Source organism: Phormidium pseudopriestleyi FRX01 (assembly GCF_017313335.1).
Classification (GTDB): Bacteria; Cyanobacteriota; Cyanobacteriia; order Cyanobacteriales; family Laspinemataceae; genus Laspinema; species Laspinema pseudopriestleyi.
In genome coordinates this window covers 1-9,597 of the sequence record NZ_JAFLQW010000280.1, presented here as the reverse complement: position 1 = coordinate 9,597, position 9,597 = coordinate 1, and the positions used below count along the sequence as shown (strand labels likewise).

Genomic DNA, 9,597 nt, shown 5'->3' with positions numbered 1-9,597 from the left:
TTTACTCAAATCGCCTATCTGGTGGATGCCTACCGGGGAGAAACCAAGGACTCCAATTATGATTTAGTCACTTACAGTCTGTTTGTCTCGTTTTATCCTCAATTAATCGCGGGTCCAATTCTGCGCCATGATGAACTGATTCCTCAGTTGCGATCGGTCAAAAATTTTGTCTTTTCTGAGAGAAATTTTGCCCTAGGGTTAACCCTGTTTGTCTTGGGATTATCCAAAAAAATGCTGATTGCGGATAATTTATCCCCTTGGGTTGCGCCAGTTTTTAATAATGCAGAATCGGTGACATTTCTGGAAGCTTGGATTGGGGCGTTGAGCTATACGTTTCAATTGTATTTTGATTTTTCGGGCTATTCAGATATGGCGATCGGTTTAGGGTGGATGGTCAATATCAACCTCCCCATTAATTTTAATTCTCCCTATAAATCGGATTCAATTATCGAGTTCTGGCGACGCTGGCATATCACTCTTTCGGCCTTTTTGCGGGATTATCTTTATATTCCTCTAGGTGGGAGTCGCAAGGGAGAGTTCCGCCGCGTTAGCAATTTAATGCTGACGATGCTGTTAGGGGGTTTGTGGCATGGTGCCGGATGGACTTATGTAGTTTGGGGGGGAATGCATGGGTTATTTTTAGGCATCAATCATATCTGGCGCAAGCTGGGAATTTCCCTGCCGAAATTTGTAGGAGTAACGGTCACTTTTTTGGCGGTAGTTGCCAGTTGGGTGTTATTTCGGGCCGCTACCTTTGAGGATGCTTTAGAGATTTTACAGGCAATGGGGGGAATGAAGGGGATTCTTTTACCTGATACTTTTCAAGGGGTTTTAGGTTGGATTCCTATCGGCGGAATTTTTCAGGGATGGCAAAATTTAAGTTATTTGCCCTGGGTGGGAGCGGGCAATAGTATGATCGTCTTAGGCATCATAATGCTGGGAGTGATGAAGTTGCCCAATACGATGCAAATGATTAAACAGTTTAGCCCTAAGATAGGGTGGGGGTTAGGAATAGCGACTTTAGCAACGGCTTGTCTGCTTTCCCTAAATCGAGTTTCAGAATTTTTGTACTTCCAATTTTGAACTGTTACATGAAAGATTATCAACGCTATTTTAGGATTGTTTTGTCTGTAATATTGATGCAGGTTCTTACTATTAGTGGGTTTAATATTGCTGTCGATCCTTACAGTGTTTTTAATAATCCTATTTGGGTAGGTTTTAATCAAGTCAAGCCGGAAAAAGATAAACAGGTGCGGATGTTTAAAGCCATTGATATTATCCGAATTCAACCGAATATGGTGTTTATTGGGTCCTCTAGGACTGAGTTTGGTTTGGATCCAGCTCATCCGGCTTTAGCTGAGGTTCAACCCGCTTATAATTTAGGAATTACGGGAGCAAATATCTATGAAGCACGGCGATATTTTGAACACGCGATCGCCAATAATCCTGAGCTAAAGCAAGCGGCGATCGGTGTTGATTTTTTTATGTTTGGTCAAGACAAAAAAAATCAAGATGACTTTTCAGAAGACCGGTTATTAACCTCTCATATTACTCCGCAAGATAAGTTTAATTCCATTTTTTCTTTGGGGGCTATTCGAGGAAGTTTGAAGACAATTAGAGCCAATCAAAGCTCCGTTAATAGGGTCGGATATTTTTACCCCGATGGCCGAAGAAATACTGATTATTATGTCAGCCATATTTATGGAGGTTTGCAAGGAGTAGATATTATGGGAGACCTTTTAAGAGAAAATGATTTTTTTCAATCAAAAAAACAAGGAAACCCTTATGAAATTTCTCATTTAGAAGAGGTGAAAAATATCGTAAAATTATGTCAGAAAAAAAATATTAAGTGTGACTTCTTTATCTCTCCCTCTCATGTAACTCACTGGGAGTCAATTCGGTTATCTGGAGCTTGGCAACTTTTTGAAGAATGGAAACGAGACTTGGCCCAAATTGCGCCGGTTTGGGATTTTTCGGGTTATAACAGTATTACCACAGACCCCCTGAGCAGCAACATGAAAAATTATATAGATAGTTCCCATTATCGCAAAGAAATCGGCGATTTAGTCCTGAATCGAATCTGGCAATATAATGAAGATATAGTCCCCAAAGATTTTGGAGTTCTATTGACCCCAGAAACGGTGGAGAATCACTTAAAACAAATTAGAGAAAACCGTAAAATTTGGGCGAATAATCATCCAGATGTAGTCGAATTTGTAGAAAATGTTTTAAATAATTAACTCGAATAAAATTAGGGATTATGACGGTTAAAATACGTTAATAGGCTTGAGATTCTGTGATTGATTCATTCAAAATGTTATCGGTAGAAAATGAACGAATGTTGAACCAGGCATCAGAAAATAGATTGCCTATGGTCAAAATCCCGTTAGAGTCAAAATGAAGTAAGTCTCTGTTTAGGGATAAATTGCGAGTTTCGACAGCCCGAGTATGGGGAATAGTAGTCTGGACATTGATTTGAGCCGATCGCACGATATCACCGCAACAGTTTATCGTGTTATTCGGCTTTTCATGCTGATTTCCAAAGTGAACCATTCCATAGATAAACGGTAGGTTTGGACGGTTAAAATCCTGACGAATGGTTTGGATAAAATGGGTGAGATTAGATTCATAGTTTTGGGCCATTTCCGGATGACTCGCATCACTTTCTCCTTGCATCCAGAAAAAACCTGAAACCTCTACGGTATAACCCAGGGCAGATAGATCGGCGATCGCCTGGAAAACCCGCTGTTTCATGCGAGGATAGAGGGTGTCTTTAGGATCACCATTGGCATCTAAACCCGGATCCCATTGTGTGTCGAGATTCGTGCCATTTCGGGAATATTTGACCAACGCAACTGTTTCATTCAACCCATTGGCAAGATTCTCTCCCAGGGAAATTTCGGGTCCAAATCCGACGGAATTGTTCACTTTATGACTATGTTCGGGATGATAGGACTCGAAGGGAGGAACGGGGAGAGAAGGGTCAGGAGGGAGTAAGGGTTCTGTAGGTGCTTCCAGGGGAACCCACTGGTCCTGGCGATCGTACCAGAGTACATTCTTTTGGGATTGACGCAGGCGAGGGGGTAAATCATCCAGATTGGACTGGTAACCCAGCATATTCGATTGTCCTGCCAAGATGAAAAGTTTAATCCGTAATGCTTGAGAACGGTTCATGGAAAACAGCAAAAAGGTGAAGATGAGTGCCAATCCAGTTGTCTGCCTGAGAGTGTCAAAGAAGCTGTTCATGTTGGTTTATGAAGGTGCGATCGCGCCTCCCTCTTTTCTCTGTTTAGGAAGAAATGCAGCAATCGCGCCCCCTCATTCAAGTTTTGAAAATCGCTCTTTAAGCATTTTTAGCAATTTTCGAGCCTGTTGAGGAGGTAGCAAAATTCCAGCTATTATTTTTAAAAATACAATTGACATGAGTCGGTTTTGCCGTTGCAGCATTCCCGGATCATTAATTATGGCATACCCAAAACATCGAGCAGCACTCAGACATTGTGTCCGAGAGGGATTGCCGGTGAGCACCCGAAACGTAAGGTACTGATAAAAGTTAGCAATACTGGGCTTTTTGAGGGATTGTAAAGAATCAGGAGTCAAAGATAAGGCGTGATGGATAACTTTCAATCCCTGAGTTTCCATTTTAGAAATATTGGCAGAATTTGCACCTGCCGACATCCGATATAAAATTTGAGGATGCGGTACAGCCACAAAATGATAGCGTGCTGCCAATCGCAACCACATATCCCAATCTTCTGCGGGAGGAAGCGAGCTATCGAATTCACCCACTTCTACTAAAGCATGGCGACGAATTAAGGGATTGGAGCCATTTTCTATAAAATTTTTGAATAAAAGTTTTGCAGTCACATCACCGTTAACGGTGATGTGACTGCCGTGATATAAAAAATTCCCCGCTTCATCGATATAATCAGTCCAGCTATAAGCGACAGCGGCGGGAGGATTTTCTTGAAGTGCCTTCAATTGCGCTTCTAGTTTATCGGGTGTCCATAAGTCATCAGCATCTAAAAAAGAAATATACTCGCCCCTCGCTCGCTCGATTCCCCGATTGCGGCTGACGGCAACTCCCGCATTTGGGTAAGAAAAAACCTGAACTCGTGGGTCTTTTATCGTCGCAATTTTTTCTAAACCTTCATCAGTTGAACCATCATTTATCACTATAACCTCCAAGTTTGATAGGGTCTGTTTTAAAACAGAACCGATAGTTTCGTTTATGGTTTTTTGACTATTGAAAACTGGAATAATTACAGAAATGAGGGGCATGAGCATATAAATTTCAATATAATTGTAGCTTTAGACCGCATCTAAGTGAACATAACCAAGTAAGGTGATAGGATTCGCCAATCCTTTCATCTTTGTTATAAATGTGCCAGCCTGAGCCGGAGGGAGCAAAGCAATTACGAACACTTTAAATAAGACTTTAAAGATAACTTTCTTTCGCAGCAGTACCGGATCGTACCGGATTGCTTGGGATAGAAATCGTAGGGCTGCTATAGCTTTTAGGCGTTTTGGATTTCCTTCCAACGCTTTAAAGGTCAAATATTTATAGAGATTTCCTAGACTATAAGGCTTCAGATGTTGTAAGGATTCAGGAGCCTGACGATAGGCGCGATCGAGGACACGCAAACAGCCTGTTTCCAGCTTAAACACGTTAGCCGACAGAGAATTTGCAGAGATTCGATACAATACTTGCGATCGCGGCACTGTTACAAAAGAGTGCTTGACAGCCAATCGCAAATAAAAATCCCAATCCTGTCCCGCAGGCAGTGACTCATCAAAGCCTCCAACTTCTATTAAAGCCTGCCGCCGAATCAAGGGATTAGAACCATTTTCTAAAATATCCATCATCAACAGCTTTGGCAGCCCATCGCCATTGATCGTGATATGTCCACCCCGACGCAAAAAGCGACTCGATTCATCAATGCAGTCGCTCCAACTATAGGCGATGTCAGCTTGAGGATGGGTTTTCAAGGCTGTCAATTGTGCTTCTAGTTTATCGGGAGTCCACAAATCATCTGCATCTAAAAACGCAATATATTCACCGCTTGCCTGGGCAAATCCTCTATTGCGACTGGTAGAAGCACCACTATTCGGATAGGAAAATACTTGAATGCGGGGATCTGGACTATGCGAAATGATTTCCAGAGTGGTATCGGTCGAGCCGTCATTGATAACGATTAGCTCAAGGTCTGAGAAAGTTTGCTGTAACACCGAATTAATGGTATCCTTGATGGTGTTTTCAGCATTATAAGCGGGAATAATAACTGAGATTACTGCCATTGCAATTTCCCTCCCCTATCTGACTTCAATGCTATCAAAGCCGCTGTGGACCGCCATAGGTTTCGCGATTTAATTTTCATTTTTCATTGACCTGCTGACCCTTTACCTGTAATTGTATTCTTTATATAAAATAACGGACTCATCATGCTCCCCAAATAAAACTCCATCTCAAATGCCGGTATCAATTCTGATTGGAGTTTTTCTCCATATTTAAGGCGATGGCCTATCATTCGACGTAAGTTGCCAGCGATCGTCCTGACGATAATCCCAGGCTTTTCACCGGTTTTAGCATTAATCATCCGTAACTGACAGGTGGCTAATCCACAGGCACGGGCTAGGGATAACAAATAATCTCGTTCCAGTCGCCAATGGGGAATTTGATGATTGATATGCATGGCTGGATTGTACAAAATTTCCCACCCCATTTTATGCAAATAAAGTAAGGGTGCATAATCATCTCCCCGTGCTAAGACGTCTCCCTGATTTCCCACCACTTTAGGGGTATTTGGAACTGCCTCTCTCCAGGCTTGTTTGCGAACCACTAAGCCGGCACCCGGAGGTAATCGCAAGTGGTCGGGATCAAACTGAAAGGGTTTGGGTCCATGTTCGCGAATCGCTAAAAATGCCGCGATTTTTTTAAAGTTTTCTGGGGGTTTTACTTCAAATTCTCCATGAATTTGACCGCTGAATGCTCCAGCTTGAGGATGATGATTTCCAAAGTCATAAGCGGTAGCAATCCAGTCCGATGCGGGGATATTGTCATCATCTAAAAAGGCAATCCATTGTCCCTTGGCTTCTTGGATGGCTCGTTCTCTGGCAAAGGCGAGTCCTTGTTGTCCTTCAAAGTAATAGTTAAGGGGATAATTTTGCGTCCAGGTGGCTTGATAGTCTTTGACAATTTGAGCCGTTTGGTCGCTACTGTTGTTATCAATTATGATGATTTCCCAAGCGATGTTTTCAGTTTGAACTTGCTGGCGCAGGGCCTCTAAAACTTGGATTAACCGCGTCGCGCCGTTATAGGTGGGTATCGCTACGGTCAAGTCTAATAAGTTCTGATTCATCAATGGCGCATCCCCTTCCTGCTATGGAGTATTGGGTCTTATCATCCGTCAAGAATTGGCTTCTTTGTTCATGGCGATCGCCGGATTTTGAGAGGGTTCTCTCCCCTTTTTCCCCGATCCAAATAGCCGTTACGCCATAAATAAAAAAAGCTGTTCAAACTACTCATTAATAACTGCCTTTCACAAGCGGCGATCGCATCCGTCTTGTCAATCCCATATTTCAAAACGTGCCGAATCAGTTTCTGCAAGTCGTTAGCAAAGTAAGCGACGGTAAAAACTGGCCTTAATATCGGTTTAACCCTCACCATCCGCGTCACATACCGACTCAACCCAATCCCTCTAAAAAACTGAACTAAATACTCCATTTCCAAGCGCCGACTCGGAATTTTATGGACAATTTGCATCGCCGGATTATACCAAATTTCCCAGTTTTGCATTTGAATATAAGACAATGCCTCTAAATCTTCTCCGGTGAGCATACTGCCTGGAGTTCTACCACTGAGAATACACTGTTCCGGAACGCTTTCCTGCCATGCTTGAGTGCGGACCACCAATCCAGCAGAGGGAGGCAATAAGTTTTTATTCGGCTGATAAAATAATGGGTTTTGCCCTCGTTGAGTAATCGCTAAAAAGGGCATCAGGCGCTTAAAATTCGGGGGCGGTTCAATTTCAAACTCCGGAACAATTAAACTCCCGTAAGCCCCAGCTTTCGGATGCTCTTGGGCAAATTTATAAGCAGCCGATACCCAATTTGATGCCGGAATATTGTCATCATCCAAAAACCCAATTAAGGGACTGCTCACCTCTTTAACAACCCGCTTACGCGCGTGAGCCGCCCCCTGTTCTCGTTCAACACAATACCGTAAGGGGGCAATGCCATCCCATTTGGCTTGATAGTCATGCAGAATTTGGGCAGTATTGTCGGTACTGTTATTATCAACTACGAGAATTTCCCAAGAAAACTCTTCGGTGTTGACTTGGACTAAAAGTGCCTCTAAGACTTCGGGAAAACGCTTTTCCCCGTTATAAGTACAGATGGCAACTGTTAAATCGACCCCCATATATTTGAGACTCCCCTTGCCCTACAAAATGCTACGGTTTCTCTGCCCTGTTATGGAATCGTCTCCCCCTTAACATCGATCGCCTCATCAACAAATCGACTCAGCAGCGGTTCCGTCTTCACCTCTTCCACTGATTCACCCGGTTCCGGGGATTCAGACACCGGAATCACCGGCTTTTCTGTCTTCGGTTCCGGCGGTTTGATATCAAAGGTTAATTTTGTCGGTCCTCGGTCAATGTAAATCGTATCACCCGCCACAAATTTCCCTTCTAATAACAGGGTGGCGATCGGGTTTTCCAATTCTCGTTGAATCGCCCGTTTGAGGGGTCTAGCCCCATATACCGGATCATACCCAACTTCGGTCACATAATCCAACGCCTCATCCATGAGATTGAGGCCGATTTTTTGCTCTGCCAAGAGTTTAGCCAAGCGCTTGACTTGAATTTTGACAATTTCGCTCAATTGCGATCGCGTCAAGGCATGGAACAAAATAATCTCATCCACCCGGTTCAAAAACTCCGGACGAAAATGCTTCCGCAGCGCCATCATCACCCGTTTCTGCATTTCCTCATAGCGAGTATCATCCCCCGCTAAATCCAAAATGTGGTCACTGCCAATATTGCTCGTCATCACAATCACGGTATTTCTAAAATCCACCAACCGTCCTTGGGAATCGGTGATTCGACCGTCATCGAGCACTTGCAACAAAATATTAAACACATCAGGATGAGCCTTTTCCACCTCATCCAACAACACCACGGAATAAGGATGGCGGCGCACCACTTCCGAGAGTTGGCCCCCTTCGTCATAGCCGACATATCCCGGAGGCGCACCGACTAACCGAGAAACCGAGTGTTTCTCCATATACTCGGACATATCCAGGCGCACCAGGGAGTCCTCGGTGTCAAATAGGACCTGAGACAAAGCGCGGGCGAGTTCGGTTTTACCGACCCCAGTCGGTCCCATAAATAGGAACGAACCGATCGGGCGTCCGGGGTCCTTCATCCCGGCCCTAGCGCGACGAATTGCCGCCGAAACCGCCGAAACCGCTTCTTGTTGCCCAATCACGCGCTGATGGAGGAACGATTCCATTTGCAGCAGTTTTTGCCGTTCCGACTCCAACAGACGGTTAATGGGAATCCCCGTCCATTTGGCAACAATTTCGGCAATATCGGCTTCCGTGACTTGCTCTCGCAGTAAAGTAGAGCCACTGGCTTGCAATTTGAGTAATTCAGCTTCCTTCGCTTCGCGATCGCGCTGCAACACCTCCAACTTGCCATACTTCAACTGCGCCGCCTTGTTCAAATCATAGTTGCGTTCGGCCTTTTCAATCTCCACCCGCAACCCATCTTCCTGTTCCTTGAGCGCATTAATGGCATTGAGCAAATCCTTCTCCATCTGCCATTGATTGCTTAGTTTCTGCTGTTTCACCGTCAGGGTGCCAATCTCCTGGGTAATTCGCCCTAACCGTTCCTGAGAGGCGCGATAAGCACTGGTTCCCACCACTCCCGCGCCTTCCCCTTCCAGGGAGAGTTTTTCCATTTCTAGCTGCATCAACCGGCGATCGGCTGCTTCTAACTCCGTCGGTTTGGAGGTAATCTCCATTTTCAACTTGGCTGCCGCTTCATCTACCAAGTCGATCGCCTTATCGGGCAAAAAGCGATCGCTAATATACCGATTCGACAAACTCGCTGCTGCCACCAATGCCGCATCCAGGATTTTCACCCCATGATGCACCTCATAACGCTCCTTCAACCCCCGCAAAATCGAAATCGTGTCATCCACCGTGGGTTGATCCACCATCACCTGTTGGAAGCGACGTTCTAAAGCGGCATCTTTTTCGATATATTTGCGATATTCATCCAGGGTACTCGCCCCAATACAGCGCAATTCTCCCCGGGCTAACATCGGTTTGAGCAGATTTCCCGCATCCATTGTCCCTTGTCCGGCACCGGTTCCCACCACCGTATGCAATTCATCGATAAACAGGACAATTTGACCGTCGGATTCGATCACTTCCCGCAGAACTGCCCGGAGTCGGGCTTCAAATTCACCTCGGAATTTGGCCCCGGCAATTAGACTGCCCATATCCAGGGAAATGAGTTGCCGGTTTTTCAGAGATTCGGGGACATCGCCATTGACAATCCGTTGGGCCAGGGCCTCGGCAATGGCCGTTTT

Annotated in this window: 8 protein-coding genes; 2 read left to right on the top strand and 6 right to left on the bottom strand. The window is 44.7% G+C overall.

Annotated elements, in window-relative coordinates:
* Positions 1 to 1,083 (top strand): MBOAT family O-acyltransferase (locus J0895_RS10300; protein ID WP_207088013.1); only part of this gene is annotated, 1,083 nt, incomplete at its 5' end.
* A gap of 8 nt (positions 1,084 to 1,091) precedes the next feature.
* Positions 1,092 to 2,240 (top strand): hypothetical protein, encoded by a 1,149-nt coding sequence (locus tag J0895_RS10295; protein WP_207088012.1) that lies wholly within the window; start codon positions 1,092 to 1,094, stop codon positions 2,238 to 2,240.
* A 37-nt stretch (positions 2,241 to 2,277) separates the two neighbouring features.
* Here J0895_RS10295 and J0895_RS10290 read toward each other — a convergent pair whose 3' ends face one another.
* From J0895_RS10290 to J0895_RS10265, 6 genes are all read right to left on the bottom strand, one after another.
* Entirely contained in the window at positions 2,278 to 3,246 is a 969-nt protein-coding gene (locus tag J0895_RS10290) for a sialate O-acetylesterase (protein ID WP_207088011.1), read from the bottom strand.
* Between the two features lie 72 nt (positions 3,247 to 3,318).
* Positions 3,319 to 4,281, bottom strand: a complete 963-nt coding sequence (locus J0895_RS10285; protein ID WP_207088014.1) for a glycosyltransferase — start codon at positions 4,279 to 4,281, stop codon at positions 3,319 to 3,321.
* Between the two features lie 30 nt (positions 4,282 to 4,311).
* Entirely contained in the window at positions 4,312 to 5,298 is a 987-nt protein-coding gene (locus J0895_RS10280; RefSeq protein WP_207088010.1) for a glycosyltransferase, read from the bottom strand.
* Positions 5,299 to 5,381: 83 nt separating this feature from the next.
* On the bottom strand, positions 5,382 to 6,359 hold the full coding sequence (hpsE, locus tag J0895_RS10275) for a hormogonium polysaccharide biosynthesis glycosyltransferase HpsE (protein WP_207088009.1): 978 nt from the start codon (positions 6,357 to 6,359) through the stop codon (positions 5,382 to 5,384).
* Positions 6,360 to 6,427: 68 nt separating this feature from the next.
* Positions 6,428 to 7,420 carry a hormogonium polysaccharide biosynthesis glycosyltransferase HpsE gene (gene hpsE / locus J0895_RS10270; protein WP_207088008.1) on the bottom strand — a complete coding sequence of 331 codons (993 nt, stop codon included), beginning with the start codon at positions 7,418 to 7,420 and terminating at the stop codon, positions 6,428 to 6,430.
* Positions 7,421 to 7,470: 50 nt separating this feature from the next.
* Positions 7,471 to 9,597: ATP-dependent Clp protease ATP-binding subunit (locus tag J0895_RS10265; protein WP_207088007.1), on the bottom strand; the 2,127-nt coding region annotated here is incomplete at its 5' end.

Excerpts from the sequence above, each read along its gene's own strand:
- J0895_RS10295 (WP_207088012.1), top strand. The coding sequence starts at position 1,092 with ATGAAAGATTATCAACGCTATTTTAGGATTGTTTTGTCTGTAATATTG.
- J0895_RS10290 (WP_207088011.1), bottom strand. The coding sequence starts at position 3,246 with ATGAACAGCTTCTTTGACACTCTCAGGCAGACAACTGGATTGGCACTC.
- J0895_RS10285 (WP_207088014.1), bottom strand. The coding sequence starts at position 4,281 with ATGCCCCTCATTTCTGTAATTATTCCAGTTTTCAATAGTCAAAAAACC.
- J0895_RS10280 (WP_207088010.1), bottom strand. The coding sequence starts at position 5,298 with ATGGCAGTAATCTCAGTTATTATTCCCGCTTATAATGCTGAAAACACC.
- hpsE (WP_207088009.1), bottom strand. The coding sequence starts at position 6,359 with ATGAATCAGAACTTATTAGACTTGACCGTAGCGATACCCACCTATAAC.
- hpsE (WP_207088008.1), bottom strand. The coding sequence starts at position 7,420 with ATGGGGGTCGATTTAACAGTTGCCATCTGTACTTATAACGGGGAAAAG.